Source organism: Halorubellus litoreus, assembly GCF_055378595.1.
The window spans coordinates 435,260-452,361 of sequence record NZ_AP043836.1; the positions used below are offsets into that span (position 1 = coordinate 435,260).

The 17,102-nt window shown below is 68.2% G+C and carries 16 protein-coding genes; 10 read left to right on the forward strand and 6 right to left on the reverse strand.

The window, feature by feature from the left end; translation table 11 throughout:
* Window positions 1-95 precede the first annotated feature (95 nt).
* Both ACZ48X_RS06560 and ACZ48X_RS06565 read left to right on the forward strand, forming a co-directional pair.
* A complete protein-coding gene (locus tag ACZ48X_RS06560) occupies window positions 96-1,427 on the forward strand; it encodes a right-handed parallel beta-helix repeat-containing protein (protein ID WP_336349910.1) in 1,332 nt (443 codons plus the stop codon).
* A complete protein-coding gene (locus ACZ48X_RS06565) occupies window positions 1,427-1,873 on the forward strand; it encodes a hypothetical protein (RefSeq protein WP_336349909.1) in 447 nt (148 codons plus the stop codon). Before ACZ48X_RS06560 ends, ACZ48X_RS06565 begins: the two co-directional genes overlap by 1 nt.
* Before the next feature lie 363 nt (window positions 1,874-2,236).
* Here the strand turns inward: ACZ48X_RS06565 and trmB are convergent, their stop codons facing one another.
* Window positions 2,237-3,301 carry an HTH-type sugar sensing transcriptional regulator TrmB gene (gene trmB, locus ACZ48X_RS06570; protein ID WP_336349908.1) on the reverse strand — a complete coding sequence of 355 codons (1,065 nt, stop codon included), beginning with the start codon at window positions 3,299-3,301 and terminating at the stop codon, window positions 2,237-2,239.
* 198 nt (window positions 3,302-3,499) lie between these two features.
* Between trmB and ACZ48X_RS06575 the strand changes: the two genes are divergently transcribed.
* Both ACZ48X_RS06575 and ACZ48X_RS06580 read left to right on the forward strand, forming a co-directional pair.
* Window positions 3,500-3,958: an RDD family protein gene (locus ACZ48X_RS06575; protein ID WP_336349907.1), complete on the forward strand. Its 459-nt coding sequence runs from the start codon at window positions 3,500-3,502 to the stop codon at window positions 3,956-3,958.
* Window positions 3,959-3,996: 38 nt separating this feature from the next.
* Window positions 3,997-4,548, forward strand: coding sequence for an HAD family hydrolase (locus ACZ48X_RS06580; protein WP_336349906.1), 552 nt, complete (start codon window positions 3,997-3,999; stop codon window positions 4,546-4,548).
* Between the two features lie 9 nt (window positions 4,549-4,557).
* On the opposite strand, the gene ACZ48X_RS06585 is transcribed toward ACZ48X_RS06580, so the two are convergent.
* Window positions 4,558-5,031: an Lrp/AsnC family transcriptional regulator gene (locus ACZ48X_RS06585; RefSeq protein ID WP_336349905.1), complete on the reverse strand. Its 474-nt coding sequence runs from the start codon at window positions 5,029-5,031 to the stop codon at window positions 4,558-4,560.
* Window positions 5,032-5,254: 223 nt separating this feature from the next.
* Between ACZ48X_RS06585 and ACZ48X_RS06590 the strand changes: the two genes are divergently transcribed.
* Window positions 5,255-6,343, forward strand: coding sequence for a hemolysin family protein (locus ACZ48X_RS06590; protein WP_336351105.1), 1,089 nt, complete (start codon window positions 5,255-5,257; stop codon window positions 6,341-6,343).
* A 55-nt stretch (window positions 6,344-6,398) separates the two neighbouring features.
* Here the strand turns inward: ACZ48X_RS06590 and ACZ48X_RS06595 are convergent, their stop codons facing one another.
* The gene (locus ACZ48X_RS06595) at window positions 6,399-6,782 is read right to left on the reverse strand and encodes a DUF5822 domain-containing protein (RefSeq protein WP_336349904.1); all 384 of its coding nucleotides are present in this window, start codon (window positions 6,780-6,782) and stop codon (window positions 6,399-6,401) included.
* Window positions 6,783-6,918: 136 nt separating this feature from the next.
* Between ACZ48X_RS06595 and ACZ48X_RS06600 the strand changes: the two genes are divergently transcribed.
* On the forward strand, window positions 6,919-7,701 hold the full coding sequence (locus ACZ48X_RS06600) for a M14 family metallopeptidase (protein ID WP_336349903.1): 783 nt from the start codon (window positions 6,919-6,921) through the stop codon (window positions 7,699-7,701).
* Window positions 7,702-7,769: 68 nt separating this feature from the next.
* Here the strand turns inward: ACZ48X_RS06600 and ACZ48X_RS06605 are convergent, their stop codons facing one another.
* Together ACZ48X_RS06605 and ACZ48X_RS06610 are read right to left on the reverse strand one after the other, a co-directional pair.
* On the reverse strand, window positions 7,770-8,594 hold the full coding sequence (locus ACZ48X_RS06605) for a hypothetical protein (protein WP_336349902.1): 825 nt from the start codon (window positions 8,592-8,594) through the stop codon (window positions 7,770-7,772).
* A gap of 114 nt (window positions 8,595-8,708) precedes the next feature.
* Complete coding sequence (locus ACZ48X_RS06610) at window positions 8,709-9,158, reverse strand: UPF0179 family protein (protein ID WP_336349901.1); 450 nt, start codon at window positions 9,156-9,158, stop codon at window positions 8,709-8,711.
* Between the two features lie 147 nt (window positions 9,159-9,305).
* On the opposite strand from ACZ48X_RS06610, the gene ACZ48X_RS06615 reads away from it, so the two are divergent.
* Window positions 9,306-10,466, forward strand: coding sequence for a sensor histidine kinase (locus tag ACZ48X_RS06615; protein WP_336349900.1), 1,161 nt, complete (start codon window positions 9,306-9,308; stop codon window positions 10,464-10,466).
* A 38-nt stretch (window positions 10,467-10,504) separates the two neighbouring features.
* Here ACZ48X_RS06615 and ACZ48X_RS06620 read toward each other — a convergent pair whose 3' ends face one another.
* Window positions 10,505-10,948 carry a DUF5820 family protein gene (locus tag ACZ48X_RS06620; RefSeq protein WP_336349899.1) on the reverse strand — a complete coding sequence of 148 codons (444 nt, stop codon included), beginning with the start codon at window positions 10,946-10,948 and terminating at the stop codon, window positions 10,505-10,507.
* 448 nt (window positions 10,949-11,396) lie between these two features.
* On the opposite strand from ACZ48X_RS06620, the gene ACZ48X_RS06625 reads away from it, so the two are divergent.
* The 3 genes from ACZ48X_RS06625 to ACZ48X_RS06635 are packed head-to-tail and all read left to right on the forward strand — an operon-like array spanning window position 11,397 to window position 17,072.
* On the forward strand, window positions 11,397-13,466 hold the full coding sequence (locus ACZ48X_RS06625; RefSeq protein ID WP_336349898.1) for a PrkA family serine protein kinase: 2,070 nt from the start codon (window positions 11,397-11,399) through the stop codon (window positions 13,464-13,466).
* Window position 13,467: 1 nt separating this feature from the next.
* Window positions 13,468-15,765 (forward strand): PrkA family serine protein kinase, encoded by a 2,298-nt coding sequence (locus ACZ48X_RS06630; RefSeq protein ID WP_336351104.1) that lies wholly within the window; start codon window positions 13,468-13,470, stop codon window positions 15,763-15,765.
* A complete protein-coding gene (locus tag ACZ48X_RS06635; RefSeq protein WP_336349897.1) occupies window positions 15,756-17,072 on the forward strand; it encodes a YeaH/YhbH family protein in 1,317 nt (438 codons plus the stop codon). The genes ACZ48X_RS06630 and ACZ48X_RS06635 overlap by 10 nt, the downstream gene beginning before the upstream one ends.
* Window positions 17,073-17,102: the final 30 nt, after the last annotated feature.

Sequence of the window (17,102 nt, forward strand, 5' to 3'; positions counted from 1 at the left end):
GTCCACGCGGCGTCTCCGTCGATTCCACCGGCTAGATTTAGGTCCGACCGCGTCGAATCACGTGACATGTCCCCATCCAGCACGGAGTGGTCGGCGTGACGCGACGACGCGACGTCCTCCGCGCGGTCGGCGGCGCGGGCGCGCTCGGCGCGGCCGCAGTCGCCGCCGACGCGGTCGTCGGGAGCGCCCTCGCCGGCAGCACCACCCGCGACGGCCACGACGACGACCTCCCCGCCGCCCAACCCGAGCGCGGCGAGCCACGCGCCTACGAGGAGTACACCGTCCATCGCGTCCCCGACGACTACGACACCATCCAGGCCGCCGTGAACGCCGCCGACCCCGAGGACCTCGTCCTCGTCGGCCCCGGCACGTACCACGAGGCCGTCGAGGTCACCGACACCCCGCGGCTCACGATACGCGGCACCGACCGGAACGAGGTCGTGCTCGACGGCGAGTTCAAACGCGAGGACGGCGTGCTCGCGACCGTCGACGACGTCGTCGTCGAGAACGTGACCGCGCGGAACTACGTCCGGAACGGGTTCTTCTGGTCGGGCGTCTCCGGCTGGCGCGGGTCGTACCTCACCGCGTACAACAACCAGGTCTATGGGATATACAACATCGCGAGCGAGCACGGCCGCTACGAGCACTCCTACGCCTCCGGGCACACCGACTCGGGGTTCTACATCGGCCAGTGTAAGCCCTGTCACGCCATCATCGCGAACGTCCGGAGCGAGTACAACGCCATCGGGTACTCTGGGACGAACGCCGGCGGCTACCTCACCGTCAAGGACTCAGTCTTCCGGCGGAACATGGGCGGCATCGTCCCGAACTCGCTGGACAGCGAAGCCGACCCACCGCAGGACAGCGCGCGCATCGAGAACAACCTCGTCGAAGCGAACGACAACGCCGACGCGCCCGACGAGTCGTTCGGGTACGCCGCGTTCGGCACCGGCATCAACGTCGCCGGCGGCACGAATAACGAGGTCGTCGGGAACACGGTCCGCGACCACGCGAACTTCGGTATCGTCGCGGTGCCGATGGTCGACGAGAACGTCTACCCGCCGACGGGGAACGTCTTCCGCGACAACGACGTCTCGAACTCGGGGCGCGCGGACCTCGCCGTCGGGGCACCCGAGGACGGCGGGAACGTCTTCGAGGACAACGTCGCTCGGACGACCCGGCCGGCGGGCCTCCAGGACGGCTCGAACGTCCTCGGCGGCGACCCGTGGGTGACGATGGTGCTCCTCGAGCAGTTCACGCAACTCGACCGCGGCGAGGCGCCGCGCGGCGACTGGCGGAGTGGTCCCGAACCGCCGTTCGACGAGCTCGAATCGATGCCCGACGCCGAGACCGCCCCGCCGCGCGAAGCGGTCCGGCGACCCCGCGAGGACGCTGCCGGCGTCGACGCGGACAGGAGGGCCGCCTGATGGCGACCGAACCCGCACTCCGCGACCGCCTCGCGAACGCCGTCGGCGACGGCCACGACGCCGCCACGACCGCGTTCGTCCTCCTCGCCGCGGTCGCTCTCGGCACCGTGCTCGCGTGGCTGAGCGCCGACCTCGTCGGCCGCCTCCCCGCGTTCGCCGTCGGCGCCATCGCCACCGCCGGCATCCTCTACACCCGCCCCACCCGCCGCGACGTCGCCGCCACCGCGTGCTACGCGCTCGCCGCACTCCTCGCACTCGCCCCCGTCGCATACGAACTCCCCCTCCTCCTCGGCACCGCCACCCCGCTCGCGCACGTCCTCACCACCACCGACCTCCTCCTCTTCCTCGCCTTCCTCACGCTCGCCGCCATCCCCACACTCCTCGGCTACCGCATCGCCACCGGTCCATTCCTCCCACGCCTCCGCGCGCGGCTCACGACCGACTAAGGACCACACGAAGACACCATCGCAGCGAACCGACCGCCAGCCCACATCGAAGAACCGGCCACCTGTCAACATCGTAGAAACGCCGTCCTGGCGGACGGCGTACGCTCCCAGAGTCAGTCACCCCAGAACCGGCCACCTGTCAACATCGTAGAAACGCCGTCCTGGCGGACGGCGTACGCTCCCAGAGTCAGTCACCGCAGAACCGACCACCTGTCAACATCGTAGAAACGCCGTCCTGGCGGACGGCGTACGCTCCCAGAGTCAGTCACCCCAGAAACGCCGTCCTGGCGGACGGCGTACGCTCCCAGAGTCAGTCACCCCAGAAACGCCGTCCTGGCGGACGGCGTACGCTCCCAGAGTCAGTCAGTCCAGATTCTTCGGCGGGCTGTCGCGACCGATGCGGATCTCGTGCGCTTCCACGTCCTCGAACGCGGCGACCTGCCCGCCGACGGTCACCGTCTCGTCCCTCTCCTCGTCGGTGAGCGTGAGCGTCGCGACCTCCTCGGTCGTCTCGAACGCCACGTCGGAGACCTTCCCGCTGACGACGCGCGGCGTCCCGTTCTCGACGTCGCGGCCGTCGATGGTCGCGTAGAACTCGCCGCCCTCCGCGACGATGTCCTTCACGCACCGGCGGATACTCGCGTATCGACGCGGGTACGGGCGGTCCTCGCCGTCCGCGTACAGCTCCTCGGCGGTCGTCCAGAGGACGGTGCCGAAGAACCCGGAGACGAGGAACCCGAGCGCGGACCGGTTGAAGATGACGCCGTAGCGGTCCTGGTCGTCCCGGAGCGCGTCCTGAGTGGCGTAGATCGAGTACTCGCCGTCGGCGACAGCGATGACGGGCGTCGTGATGCCGCGGCGCGCGCGGACGTTCGTCGCGACCTCCGCGTAGTCGAACTCGTCCGACTCGGGCGCGCCGGCGGCGGGCGTGACGAGGAGTTCGATGCTGACGCCCTCGTGATTGCGCTGTTTGAGGAGGTCCGAGAACCGGTCGAGCAGGTCCGGGGTGAGCGAGAGCGCGAGCTCGTAGTCCGCGGCGTCGATGACCTCCTCCAGATACCGGAGGATGGTCGAGCGGGACTTCACGAGCGAGACGGCCTCGGTGTCGCGAGCAGGTGCAGTGTACCGAGCTTCGAGCTCGTCTATCATCTCGTCGAGCGACGACGTGACGTCCGCGAACGCGTCGTCTGGGTCGACCGCGATGATCTTCATCGGGCGGGACTCGCGGAGTTCGACGAGCCCGCGGTCCGAGAGCGACCGCACGGTGTCGTAGACGCGCGGTTGCGGTATCTCCGTTCGGTCGGCGATCTCGCTCGCGGTGAGCTGGCCGTGCTCGAGGACGGTGAGGTACGCGTCGATCTCGTACTCACCGAGGTTGAACCGGTCCCCCACGCGCTCGATGGTGTTCCGGAGGTCGTCGCTTGGCATATCACGGAAGACGGCCTCCTGCATTAAACCATTTACTGAAATCCGAGTAGCACTCCATTTCGGAAGCCGGTACGATTCGACGCCGCGACGGGCCGGCGCGGACGGGCGAGTGCAGTCGACAACCGAAAGCCGTCGCGACGCGACAGGACAGGAGAAGACAGGACAAGACATTTAGGCGAACCGTCACGTCTGTCGCGCATGGAGAACGACGAGGCGCCGGAGACGTGTGGCATCGGCATCCGCGGCGTTGCGATGGCCATCGACTCCGTGGTCTGGTTCGTGCTACTGTTCGCCGCCATCTACCCCATCGCCGCGGTCACCGGCGACATCACCACCGTCGGCGGACAGACCGACGCGAGCCTCGAGGGGACGCCGGCACTCGTCGCGTTCGGCCTCTGGCTCGGACTGTCGCTGAGCTACCACGCCCTCCTCGAATGGCAGTACGGGCAGACGATAGGGAAGTACCTCGTGAAGATTCGCGCGGCCGACGCCGACGGCTCGACGCTCTCGCTCCGGACGGCCGTGGTGCGGAACGTCCTCCGACTCGTGGACTTCCTGCCCGCGTTCTACGCGCTCGGCATCGCCACCGTCGCCCTCTCGGACCGACGGCGTCGACTCGGCGACCGCGTCGCGGACACCGTCGTCGTCCGCGACTGACCGACAGCAGTAACACGCTCCCTGTCCTACGTCCCGGTGTGCTCGAAGACTACGCTGGCGTCGTGTACGACCTCGACGGGACGCTCGTCGGCCTCGACGTCGCCTGGAACGCCGTGCGCGCTGACGCCGCGGTCGCGTACCGCGACGCCGGCGTCGACCCCGAGGACAGAGACCTCTGGGCGCTCATGGCCGACGCAAACGCGAACGGGCTCGCTGCCGACGTCGAAGCCGTCATCTCCCGGCACGAACGCGACGGCGCGCACGCCTCCACGCGCCTCCCGCTCGCGGACGCGCTCGCCGCTGAGACGCGCCCCGTCGGCGTCTGCACGCTCAACTGCGAGGCCGCAGCGCACGTCGCGCTCGACGTCCACGGCGTCGCCGACCACGTCGACGCCGTCGTCGGCCGCGACACCGTCGAGAACCACAAACCCCACCCCGAGCCGTTGCTCGAGACCATCGAACGCGTCGACCCCACCCTCGACCCCGCCGACGTCGTGTTCGTCGGCGACAGCGAACGCGACGCCGAGACCGCAGACGCCGCCGGCACCGCGTTCGCCTGGGCCGAGGACGTCGAGAACACGCACCGCTAAATCGGCCATTCACTCGTCGTCGTCCACGTCGAACCCCGCGTACGGACTGCGGTGCGTGGCGCGGATCAGGTCCTCGTCCGAGACGTGCAGTCCGAGTTCGTCCAGGTCCTCGCCGATGCGCGTGAGGTCGTCGCCGTCCTCGCCGACCGCGCGCACGAGGACGTTCGACTCGCCCTTCATCACCTCCTGGACCTCGACGACGCCCGGCACGTCCGCCGCGGCGGCCGCGAGCGCCTCGCGCTCCGGTATCGGTGCCGTACAGACGATGAGCGTGAACAGCTGGTAGCCCGCCGACTCGTAGTCGACGTCCGCGTGATACCCGCGGAGGACGCCGTCGGCCTCGAGCCGCTGGATGCGGTTCCTGACCGTGCTCGCGGACACGTCGAGCGACGCCGCGACGTCCGTCGACGACGTCCCTCGCGCCTCCGCCTGCAAGCGATGCAGTATCTCCCTGTCCAACTCGTCGAGCTCTCGAATGGGCATCCGGCCGCGACTTACCCCGCAACCCGAATAACTCTGTCCACTACTTGTTGTCGGAACCGCAATCTACAGCCCTCATTTCGCTGGCTCGATAACGACCTATTTACGTAATTTGTCGGAACTTTCTAATGGCTCGCACGGTGAGGCCTCAGGTGCGACCAACATGAACTCGCCCGAGATAGCGTTGCGACTCTTCACCGACCTCGTGGTCCCCGCCGCGACCACGATGAACCTGCCCGAGATCGGGGTACGTCTCGTCGCTGGCGTCGCACTCATCCTCGCGAACGGTTTCTTCGTCGCCATCGAGTTCGCGCTGACGCGAGCGCGCCAGTTCACCGAAGACGAGTTCGTCGACGGTGACGCCAGACTCGAACGCGCCTGGGAGATGACTCAGGAGCTCGAACTCTACCTGACGACGTGCCAGGTCGGCATCACCGCGTCCAGTATCGCGGTCGGTATCGTCGCCGAACCCGCGCTCGCCGCGCTATTCAACCCCATCGTGAACCCGCTGACGTCCGGCACCGTCCTCGCCGGCGTCGGCCTCGGCGCCTTCATCGCGTACTTCATCATCAACCTCGTCCACCTCACGCACGGCGAGCAGACGCCGACGTACCTCGGCGTCGAGCGCTCCCGGTTCGTGTGCCGGTACGGCGCAGCGCCCCTGCACTGGTTCTACGTCCTCATCTCGCCGCTCATCACGCTCGGCGACTGGGTGGCGAAGTACACGCTCAAGCTGTTCGGCGTCGAGATGACGGGGGCGTGGCTGGAGACCGAGGAGGACGTCATCGAGTCCCGCGCACAGCTCCGGAATCGCGTGCACTCGCTCCTCGAGGAGGGCGAACTCGCCGAGGAGCGCCGCGACGAGGTCCTGAACGCCATCCAGGTCGGCGAGCTCGCCATCAGGGACATCATGGTGGACGCGAGCGACGTCGTCGCGATGTCGACCACCGCGTCCGTCGACGAGAACCTCGACCGCATCCGGGACACGCCCCACACGCGGTTCCCGCTCGTCGGCGACGACCTCACGGACTTCCGTGGCGTCGTGTACGCGCCCTCCATCATCGACGAGTTCGAGGCGTTGAAGGCCGGCGACCGGTCGTTCGAGGACATCGCCGCGCCGCCGACGACGCTCTCCCCGGAGACGACCGTGAGCGACGCGTTCGACCAGTTCCAGGCCGAGGACCAGGAGCTCGCGCTCGTCTTCGAGGACGGCGAGGTCGTCGGACTCCTCACGGCGACGGACGCGCTCGAAGCCGTGATGGGGGAACTCGAGGACCCGCTCGACCGGGAAGCGTCCACGGACGACGGGCGCTGACGGTCGTCGCGCTGACGGTCGTCGCGCTGGGGTCGTCGCTCGGACGCGCCGACGTTCAGAGCTGGCGGCGTTCGCGGACGTACAGCGCGACGGCGGTGAGGAACCAGATGCCGGCGCCGACGCGCACGACGAACGAGATGATCTCGCCCCAGCCGTCGAGCGGAACGAAAAGCGAGAGCACGACGACCGTGGGCACGCCGAACAGGAGCGTCAGGACGAACGTGAGGTTCATGACGTGCTCGGTGTCGACGCCCTCCGCGGTCGCCGTCTCGTCCGAATCGGGCTGCGTTTCGCTCCCGGCGTCCGCGTCCACCGTCGACGATTCCTCGTCCGTCGGCTCGGCGGCCACCGTAGCCTCGTCGGGTGCGTCGCCGGTATCGGGTGCGTCCCCGGTATCGGGCGCGCCGCCGGTATCGGGTGCGTCGGCGTCCTCCTGCACGACCGAGGCGTAGGCGTCGCGGAGTAAGGGCCTGCCGGTTCCGGCGGCCGGGACCGACGCGAGACGCACGGCCCGAGAGCGGTGCGTCGCGGACCGCACGGTTTTTGCGGGAGCGACCACTGCCGTAGAACGAACGATGCGCGTCGAGACGCTCGGGGACGGGGAGCCGGAGGTTGCGGTCGTGGCGGCCATCCACGGGGACGAACCGTGCGGGGTCCACGCCGTCGAGCGACTGCTCGCGACCGACCCGCCGGTCGACCGGCCGGCGAAACTCATCGTGGCGAACGAGCGCGCGCTCGACGCCGGCGTCCGCTACCTCGACGAGGACATGAACCGGGCGTTCCCGGGCGCGCCCGAAGCGGAAACGCACGAGGCGCGGCTCGCGTACCGCCTCGGCGAGGCGCTCGAGGGCTGTCGCGTCCTCGCGCTGCACTCGACGCAGTCGACCGCCGAGCCGTTCGCGGTGGCGGACGGCGTCCACGACTTCGCGCGACAGATCGTCCCGCGACTCCCGGTGGCGGCGCTCGTCGACAGCGCGAACTTCGTCGAGGGCCGCATCTTCGCGTCCGCGCCGGAGTGCGTCGAGGTGGAGTGCGGCTACCAGGGGTCGGTCGGCGCGGCCGAGAACGCGTACGACCTCGTCCGCGCGTTCCTCAAAGCCCAGGGCGTCATCCCCGGGCACACCCAGTCCCGCGAGGTCCCCGTGTTCCGCTTGTTCGAGCGCGTTCCGAAGGAACCAGGGTCCCGTCACGAGGTCCACGTCGAGAACTTCTCCCGGGTCGCCCCCGGGACGACGTTCGCGAGCGTCGACGACCGCGCGCACGTCGCCGACACCGAGTTCTATCCCGTCCTGATGTCCGCGCACGGCTACGACGAGACGTTCGGGTACTCCGCGGAACGCGTCGGCGTCGTCGGCTAACTGACTGCAACGATACCCGCGGTAGCGGCTGAACGACGGCACCGACCGTCCTTCGTAGCGGCCGCGTTCTACTCGCTCGCGAGAACGCCGATGAGGTGCTCGAGCGGGATGTCGGCGAGGTCGGCGACGGCGTGCGGGTCGGCGTCGAGTTCGGTGACGGCGAGCGTCGCGCCCTGGACGACGAGGAGGTGTTCGAGGGCGTCGTGATCGCGCTCCTGGGGGTTCATCGCGGGGGTGTCGCCGCGGGCGAGCGTCCGGTGGTGGTCGGCGAGTGCGACCTCCAGACAGAACCACTCGGGGAGCGGGTCGTCGGTCGCGGCGTCGTCGGGGTCGCGGTCGGCGGGCGCGCCGAGGCCGTCTTCGGCGAGCGCGAACAGCGCGGCGGCGAGTGCGAGGACGACGCTCGCGTGATGCGCGAGGTCGCCGTCGTCGGTCTCCACGGCGACCTCGAGGTCCGCGGCCGCGCGCTGGAGGTGGCCGGCGGCGGTCGCGAGCACGAGGTACTCGCGGGGCGACTCGGGGTCCCGGGAGAACTGCCCGAGGAGTCGTCCCTGGAGGCGGCCGGCGCGGCGAACGAGGAACGACGTCGCTCGCCCCACGGGGTCGTCTACGGGGACGTCCTCGGCGAACGCGCGGACGCCCGCCGGCGAGAGGTCATCCACCCCGAGGCGTTCGGCGTGCGCTGTCGCGCTCGTCCGGTAGCGATCCTCGAGCGCCCGCGACCGGACGTCCTCGACGAGCACGTTCGGTTCCGGGAGCGCGACGAACGCGCTCGCTCGCGACGCGAGGTCCCGGATGGACGCCAGTTCCTCGGCGAGCACGACGCGCGCATCGAGGGACTCGGGGCCGGAATCGCCCCCGTCCGCACTGGCGCGCTCGGAATCGTCGGTCATGAAATCACCTCGCGGTGGACGGGAGAAAAGTCGCCCGGTCGCCAGGTCGGTCTGCACCGCGAACGCGGCCGCGGTCACACTCGCCAGCGACCCGCCGTCGGAGCGGCGAGTCCGTCACTCGTCGGGCGATTCGAACTCGACCATGGTGAGGTCGCGGTCGAGGTAGCAGAACTCGTGGGGCGGGTCGCCCTTCGTGCGCTTGATGCGGTACTCCTCGTCGAGGCTCGCGCCGTCGGGCTCGCAGTACTCGTGGCTCGGGCACTCCGTGTACGGACATTCGCCGGCGAGCTGGGTCTTCGAGCCGGCGTACGCGTTCGCGCTCGGGACGTTCGCGACGACCGTCGCAGGTTCGACCTCGACGGCGCGCACGCCCTCGTCGTGGACCGCGCACTCGAGGGTCTGCGCGCCGTCGCGGACCGACGTCACCTCGTACTTCACGCCCGCGGTGAGGTTCAGGCACTGGTTGCGGTACGGGCACCCCTCGCAGCCGGGGGCTTCGCCGTTGTAGACGAACTGGGCGCCCTCCTCGACGAGGCGCGACCCGAGGAGCGTGACGGTGGACATGGTCCACCGTAACGCGTGGAGGCGTATTACGCTGTCCCCACCGCCCGCGCACGGGCACCGTGCCCGATGGCGCGCGGGAGGAGTGGAGTGGCATGGTGGCACGTGGCAGTCGACTGGCTTTTCAGGCTGGTCGCCGTCGTCTCACGCATGGAATCGGGTCGAGAGGAGACGCTGAAGACGTTGCACGCCGCGGCGATGGAGATACAGGCGTGTGATACCGTCGAGACGGCGTGCGAGCGGACGGTCGCGGCCGCCGAGGACGTCCTCGACCTCGAGATGTGTAGCGTCATCCTCCACGAGGACGGGTGGCTGGAACCGGTCGCGTCGTCGTCGAGCGCGCCCGCGGACGGCGTGCGTCGCGTCCGCGCCACGCAGGGGCTCGCCGGGCGGACGTTCCAGTCCGGGGAGTCCGCGACCATCGACGAGATAACGGCGGACGACGAGAGCGACCCGGCGAAGGAGTTCTACCGGTCGGGGTTGAGCGTTCCCGTCGGCGACGTCGGCGTGTTCCAGGCGGTGTCCGCGGAGACGCACGCGTTCGACGAGCGGGACGTCGAGTTCGCCGAGTTACTCGTCGCACACACCGCGCGAACGGTCGACCGCATCCAGTACGAGCGCGCGCTGGAGGACCGCCAGGCGACGCTCGAACGGCAGAACGAGCGCCTGGAGCGGTTCGTGGACGTGGTGAGTCACGACCTCCGGAACCCGCTGTCGGTCGCGATGGGCGAACTCGAACTCGCGCGGGCGGACTGCGACAGCGAGCACCTGGACGCGGTCGCGCACGAGCACGACCGGATGACGTCGCTCATCGAGGACCTCCTGTCGCTCGCGCGCGACGGCCGGCCGGTCCGGGACCGCGAACCGGTCGCCATCGGGGCGCTCGCCGATTCGTGCTGGACGCACGTGGACGCGCCGGCGGCGACGCTGGTCGTGGACGCGACGCTCACGGTCGACGCCGACCGTTCGCGACTCAGTCAGCTGTTCGAGAACCTGTTCCGGAACAGCGTCGAGCACAGCTCGACTAGCTCCCAGACGCAGTCTGGGAACGCCGTCGACCACGGCTCGGCCGACGCGACGGTGACCGTCGGCGACCTCCCGGACGGGGGCGGGTTCTTCGTCGCGGACGACGGCCCGGGTATCGCCGCGGCCGACCGCGACTCCGTCTTCGAGCGCGGGTACTCGACGCAGACGTCCGGGACGGGATTCGGGCTGGCCATCGTCCGCGAGATCGTCGAGGCGCACGACTGGGATATCGCGGTCACCGAGAGCGACGCCGGCGGTGCGCGGTTCGAGGTGCGGGTCGCGTAGGACGAGTTCGACTGGTACCCGAGGGGAGCGTCGATCGGTCAGCCGTCGCTGCGGGCGTCGTCGCTGCGGGCGTCGTCACCGCTGCCGTCGTCGCCGGTGAGTTCGTCGAGGGCGTCGAAGTAGTCGGGGCGGGGGACCTGGTAGACGTCGCGTGGGTCGACGTCGCCGGCGTGGAAGTCGGCGGCGAGCGCGTAGGCGGCGTCGATGGCGGCGTCTCGGTCGGGGTACCGCATGGTCTCGTCGAGGGAGACGTCGGGTTCGAAGTAGAGGCGGACGAACCAGTCGCCGGTCGCGGCCTCGGGGCGGTCGACGCCGGGGCGACGGTGGTTTCGGCGGCCCTGGGAGACGTACAGCGTCGGGAGGCACTCCGGGGGGTGGTCGGTGGTGTTGAAGACGTCGGGGCGGTACGCGAGGACGGCGCGGCCGTCCGGGTCGACGTTCCACACCGTCCAGCCCGACGGCGGCTCCGGGAGGTCGCTCATACCGGTCGAGTGGAGCGCGTGACCTAAGGGTATCTCGGTTCCGCGCACCGAGTGCCGTTATCGTGGTGTCGTGTGCGAGGGTCGTGCAGGTGGGTTGGTCGACCGCGCATCGCGAGACGATATCGATGGTATTTATAAGGGGAAATTCGATGTTATATAAGTGTTGGAGGTAGACTTATTGCTGACGAGTCCAACCGTTATCATACGACTCGGTCGACCGACCGACTGCCGCCCCCGCTCGCACCCCTCGGCCCTCGACGCGCACCCCGCCTCGACGGCCACACGCGCGCGCGAGCATGACAAACGCCCACAATAACCACGATTGGTGGGGTCGTCGCGGGCACCCGCCCGCGCGACCACCGCCACGGCACCGGTCGACGCCCGAGGACAGCGAGCACCACCGACAAAGGACGTGGGGGCCCGGTCGAACGTGCTCGCCCGTGAAAGCATGACCAAGAACACGAGACTAAGCGACCTCAGCCAGGACTACAAGGAGTCGATGCCCGCAGACCTGCGGGAGACCAAGACCTTCCAGTGGTACCTCGACGAGTGTTACGCCGACCCGAAGGTGGCGCGCAACGCCCACCAGCGGGTCGCCGACATGTTCGACCACTACGGCACCGAGTACGACGAGGAAGCCGGCGTCGTCGAGTACAAGCTCGCGAGCGAGGACCCCCTGAACGACGGCGAGAACACGTTCTTCGGGCGCGTCATCCACGAGAGCATCCACGAGTTCGTCAACAAGGTCAAGTCCGGCGCACGCCGACTCGGCCCCGAACGACGCATCAAACTCCTCCTGGGACCGGTGGGGTCCGGGAAGAGCCACTTCGACAAACAGGTCCGCGAGTACTTCGAGGACTACACGCTCCGCGACGACGGCCGGATGTACACGTTCCGGTGGACGAACCTCACCGACGTCATCCACGACCAGGACCCCGCGGACGCGACCGTTCGCTCCCCGATGAACCAGGACCCGCTCGTCCTCCTTCCCCAGGAGCAACGGAAGGCCGTCATCGCGGACCTCAACGCCGAACTGGACGCGCCGTACACCATCCGGAACGAGCAGAGCCTCGACCCGGAGAGCGAGTTCTACATGGACGAACTGCTCGCGTACTACGACGACGACCTCGAGAGCGTCCTCGACAACCACGTCGAGATCGTCAGGCTGGTCGCGAACGAGAACAAGCGCCAGTGCCTGGAGACGTTCGAACCGAAGGACAAGAAGAACCAGGACGAGACCGAACTCACGGGCGACGTCAACTACTCCAAGATCGCGATCTACGGCGAGAGCGACCCGCGAGCGTTCGACTACTCGGGCGCGTTCTGTAACGCGAACCGCGGCCTGTTCTCCGGCGAGGAGCTCCTGAAGCTCCAGCGCGAGTTCCTCTACGACTTCCTGCACGCCACCCAGGAGATGACGATCAAACCGAAGAACAACCCGCGTATCGACATCGACCAGGTGATCGTCGGGCGGACGAACATGCCCGAGTACAAGGACAAGAAGGGCGACGAGAAGATGGAGGCGTTCAACGACCGCACGAAGCGGATCGACTTCCCGTACGTCCTCGGGTACGAGGAGGAGGCCCAGATCTACCTGAAGATGCTGAACAACGCGGACGTCCCGGACATCAACATCGAGCCGCACGCGATGGAGATGGCGGGGTTGTTCGCAGTCCTCACCCGCATCGAGGAGCCGGACAACGACACCGTCGAGATGCTCCAGAAGGCGAAGGCGTACAACGGCGAGATCGACGACGGGGACGACATCGACGTGAAGAAGCTCCGCGAGGAGGCGGAGGCGAAAGCCGAGATCGGCGAGGGCATGGAGGGCGTGAGTCCGCGGTTCATCGGCGACGAGATCGCGGAGGCGATCATGGACTCCAAGCACCGCAGCCGCGGGTTCCTCTCGCCGCTCACGGTGTTCAACTTCTTCGAGGAGAACCTCGAACACCACGGGTCCATCCCCGAGGAGAACTTCGAGAAGTACTACCGGTACCTCGAGCTCGTCCGCGAGGAGTACAAGGAGCGCGCCATCGAGGACGTCCGGCACGCGCTCGCGTACGACGTCGACGAGATCCAGCGGCAGGGCGAGAAGTACATGGACCACGTGATGGCGTACATCGACGACGACCGCGTCGAGGACGAGATAACGGGCCAGATGCAGGAGCCCGACGAGACGTTCCTCCGGAGCGTCGAGGAGAAGCTCGACATCCCGGAGGACCGCAAGGACGACTTCCGCCAGGAGGTCAGTAACTGGGTGAGTCGCCGCGCTCGCACCGGCGACACGTTCGACCCGACGGACAACGAGCGCCTGCGGCGCGCGCTCGAACGGAAGCTCTGGGAGGACAAGAAGCACAACATCAACTTCTCCGCCTTGGTGTCGGCGAACGAGAGCGACGACGACGAGCGGAACTCGTGGGTCGACGCGCTCGAAGACCAGGGATACTCGCGCGGCGGTGCGAAGGAGGTCCTCGAGTTCGCCGGTGCGGAGGTCGCAAAGTCCGAGATGAGTGACTGAGATGGCGGGCGGCGAGGACTTCGTCTCGGCGGTCGACCGCGAGCTCGAGGCGACCTACGAGGCGCCGATGCGGCTCGACGAGTACGTCGACCGCGTGTTAGAGCAGCCGACGGTCGCGAGTCACGCGTCGAAGTACCTCCTGGAGGCGATCGAGTCGATGGGGACGCGGTCGGTCGTCGAGGAGGGCGAGGAGACCGAGCGGTACCGGTTCTTCGACGACCCGCACAACGACGGCGAGCACGCGGTCCTCGGGAACACGCAGGTGCTGAACGCGTTCGTCGACGACCTGCGGACGATCGCGGCGGGTCGCGGGAAGCACGAGAAGATCCTGTGGTTCGACGGGCCGACGGCGACCGGGAAGTCCGAGCTGAAGCGCTGTCTCGTCAACGGCCTCCGGGAGTACTCGAAGACGCCCGAGGGCCGGCGGTACACGCTCGAGTGGAACGTCGCGAGTGCGAGTCCGGGCGGTCGTGGACTCGCGTACGGCGAGGACGCGAGTGCGTCGGCGGCGGCCGCCGAGGAGAACTGGTACGAGAGCCCGGTGCAGGTGCATCCGCTGTCGGTGTTCCCGGAGTCGGTCCGCGCGGACATCCTCGACGCGGTGAACGACGGGAGCGACGACCTCCCGATCCGCGTCGAGGAGCGCCTCGACCCGTTCTCGCGGGAGGCGTACGACGTCCTCGAGGAACGATATCGGCGGCAGGGCAGGGACGCCCTCTTCTCCGCGATCAGTGACCCCCAGCACTTGCGCGTGAAGAACTACGTCGTGGACGTCGGGCACGGCATCGGCATCCTGCACAGCGAGGACGACGGGTCGCCGAAGGAGCGCCTGGTCGGGTCGTGGATGCGCGGGATGCTCCAGAAGCTGGACTCGCGCGGTCGGAAGAACCCGCAGGCGTTCAGTTACGACGGCGTCCTCAGTCAGGGGAACGGCCTCCTGACGGTCGTGGAGGACGCCGCCCAGCACGCGGACCTCCTCCAGAAGCTCCTGAACGTCCCCGACGAGGGGTCCGTGAAACTGGATAAGGGCATCGGGATGGACGTCGACAGCCAGTTGCTCATCATCTCGAACCCGGACCTGGAGGCGACGCTGAACCAGCACGCGGACCGACAGGGCATGGACCCACTGAAGGCGTTGAAGCGACGGCTGGACAAGCACGAGTTCCGGTACCTGACGAACCTGAGTCTCGAGACCGAACTCATCCGGCGGGAGTTGACCGGGGAGACGGACGTCTGGACGGCGACGACGTACGACGACCTGGAGGCGCGCATCCGCGAACCGGTCGTCATCTCCGTGAAGACCGGTGACGGCGAGCTCGTCCCGAAGGAGTTCGCGCCGCACACGGTCGAAGCGGCGGCGCTGTACGCGGTCGTCACGCGCCTCGAGGACGGCGACCTGCCGAGCGACCTCGACCTCGTGGACAAAGCGGTGCTGTACGACCGCGGGTACCTCCAGGACGGCGATACGCGCCGGGAGGCCGAGGACTTCGAGTTCGTCGACGGCGACGAGGACGGCAAGCACGGCATCCCGGTGACGTTCACGCGGGACGTCCTCGCGGACCTCCTGCACGAGGAGCGCGACCGGCATCATCCGGAGTACGACGTCGCGAGCGTGGTCATGCCTCGCGACGTCCTGAACGCGATGGTGGAGGGCCTCTCGGAGGCGCCCGTGTTCTCGGCGGGCGAACGCTCCGAGTTCGAATCCCGCGTCGCGGCCGTGAAGAACCACGTGTTCGGCGAGCAGGAGACGGACGTGCTCGACGCGATCATGCACGACCGTCGCGTCGACGAGGCGACCGTCGAGGAGTACGTCGAGCACGTGTACGCGCTGGAGACCGACGACCCCATCACGAACGACCGCGGGGAGCGCGTCGACCCGGACCCCCTCCTGATGAAGGTGTTCGAGGTCGAGCACCTCGGGCGGTTCGAGGACGCGGACTACGGGCCGGGTGGCGACCCGAGCGAGGACGTCGTGGCGTTCCGCCGGGAGAAGGTCATCACGGCACTGAACCGGTACGCGTGGGAGCAACGCGGCGACGACTTCAGCGTGAGCGACGTCGAACTGACCGCCATCCCGGTCATCAAGGCGGTACTGGAGGAGAACGACTGGGACGACGTCCGCCGCACCTACGAGGACTTCGACCCGCGCCAGTGGGAGGACCCACCGAGCGGGACGGAGACGGAGCGAGTGAAGGAGAAGACGATCGAGGCGCTCGTCGAGCACTACGGGTACTCGGCGGCGTCCGCGGAACTCACGAGTAGACACGTCATGGGACAGGTGGCTTACAGATGGGACTGAAAGACGACCTCGACCGGTTCCGGGAGGTCGGTGAACAGCGCCGCGAGGACCTCGCGGAGTTCATCCAGTACGGCGAACTCGGCGCGAGCGGACGGGACGACGTCCGCATCCCGATCAAGATCGTGGACCTGCCCGCGTTCGAGTACGACAAGCTCGACCAGGGCGGCGTCGGCCAGGGCGAGGGCGCCCAGCCGGGCGACCCCGTCGGGCAACCCCAGCCCCAGCCGGGTGACGGCGACGAGGAGGGCGACCCCGGCGAGGAGGGCGGCGAGCACGAGTACTACGAGATGGACCCCGAGGAGTTCGCGGAGGAACTCGACGAGGAACTCGGCCTGGACCTCGACCCGAAAGGCAAGCGCGTCATCGAGGAGAAGGAAGGTCCCTACACGGACATCACGCGCTCCGGGCCGAACTCGACGCTCGACTTCGAGCGGATGTTCAAGGAAGGCCTGAAGCGGAAGATGGCGATGGACTTCGACGAGGAGTACCTGAAGGAGGTCCTCAAGGTCGACGGCGTCGGCCCGCAGACGGCGTTCGAGTGGGCGCGCGGCGAGTCCATCCCCGTGAGCAAGGCGTGGCTCGTGGACGCGTACTCGAAGATCCCCGACGACGAGAAGACGACGTGGGCGAGCCTGGAGGAGGTCGAGGAGAACGTCGACCGCGAACCTATCCAGGCGAAGATCCAGCGCGAGGGCATCAAGCACGTGCCGTTCCGTCGCGAGGACGAACGCTACCGGCACCCCGAAATTATCGAGGAGAAGGAGAAGAACGTCGTCGTGGTGAACATCCGCGACGTCTCCGGGTCGATGCGCGAGAAGAAACGCGAGCTCGTCGAGCGCGTGTTCACGCCACTGGACTGGTACCTCACCGGGAAGTACGACAACGCGGAGTTCGTCTACATCGCGCACGACGCGGAGGCGTGGCAGGTCGAGCGCGAGGAGTTCTTCGGCATCCGGAGCGGTGGCGGGACGAAGATCTCGAGCGCGTACGAGCTCGCCCAGCAGCTCTTAGAGGAGTACCCCTGGAGCGAGTGGAACCGCTACGTGTTCGCGGCCGGCGACTCAGAGAACTCGAGCAACGACACCGAGGAGAACGTGATACCACTCATGGAGGCGATTCCGGCGAACCTGCACGCGTACGTCGAGACCCAGCCGACGGGGACGGCGATCAACGCGACGCACGCCGAGGAGGTACAGAGTCACTTCGGGGACAGCGAGAACGTCGCGGTGGCGTACGTCTCCGGCCCGGAGGACGTGACGGACGCGATATACGACATCCTCTCGACGGAGGGAGGTGACGACGAATGACGGACCGCATCGGCGGACCGAGTCGAGGTG

What these genes read in the sequence shown, in the direction of transcription:
- ACZ48X_RS06600 (WP_336349903.1), top strand. Translation starts at nt 6,919, where the DNA reads ATGCGCGTCGAGACGCTCGGGGACGGGGAGCCGGAGGTTGCGGTCGTG.
- ACZ48X_RS06620 (WP_336349899.1), bottom strand. Translation starts at nt 10,948, where the DNA reads ATGAGCGACCTCCCGGAGCCGCCGTCGGGCTGGACGGTGTGGAACGTC.
- trmB (WP_336349908.1), bottom strand. Translation starts at nt 3,301, where the DNA reads ATGCCAAGCGACGACCTCCGGAACACCATCGAGCGCGTGGGGGACCGG.
- ACZ48X_RS06565 (WP_336349909.1), top strand. Translation starts at nt 1,427, where the DNA reads ATGGCGACCGAACCCGCACTCCGCGACCGCCTCGCGAACGCCGTCGGC.
- ACZ48X_RS06585 (WP_336349905.1), bottom strand. Translation starts at nt 5,031, where the DNA reads ATGCCCATTCGAGAGCTCGACGAGTTGGACAGGGAGATACTGCATCGC.
- ACZ48X_RS06590 (WP_336351105.1), top strand. Translation starts at nt 5,255, where the DNA reads ATGAACCTGCCCGAGATCGGGGTACGTCTCGTCGCTGGCGTCGCACTC.
- ACZ48X_RS06615 (WP_336349900.1), top strand. Translation starts at nt 9,306, where the DNA reads ATGGAATCGGGTCGAGAGGAGACGCTGAAGACGTTGCACGCCGCGGCG.
- ACZ48X_RS06605 (WP_336349902.1), bottom strand. Translation starts at nt 8,594, where the DNA reads ATGACCGACGATTCCGAGCGCGCCAGTGCGGACGGGGGCGATTCCGGC.
- ACZ48X_RS06635 (WP_336349897.1), top strand. Translation starts at nt 15,756, where the DNA reads ATGGGACTGAAAGACGACCTCGACCGGTTCCGGGAGGTCGGTGAACAG.
- ACZ48X_RS06610 (WP_336349901.1), bottom strand. Translation starts at nt 9,158, where the DNA reads ATGTCCACCGTCACGCTCCTCGGGTCGCGCCTCGTCGAGGAGGGCGCC.
- ACZ48X_RS06630 (WP_336351104.1), top strand. Translation starts at nt 13,468, where the DNA reads ATGGCGGGCGGCGAGGACTTCGTCTCGGCGGTCGACCGCGAGCTCGAG.
- ACZ48X_RS06625 (WP_336349898.1), top strand. Translation starts at nt 11,397, where the DNA reads ATGACCAAGAACACGAGACTAAGCGACCTCAGCCAGGACTACAAGGAG.
- ACZ48X_RS06575 (WP_336349907.1), top strand. Translation starts at nt 3,500, where the DNA reads ATGGAGAACGACGAGGCGCCGGAGACGTGTGGCATCGGCATCCGCGGC.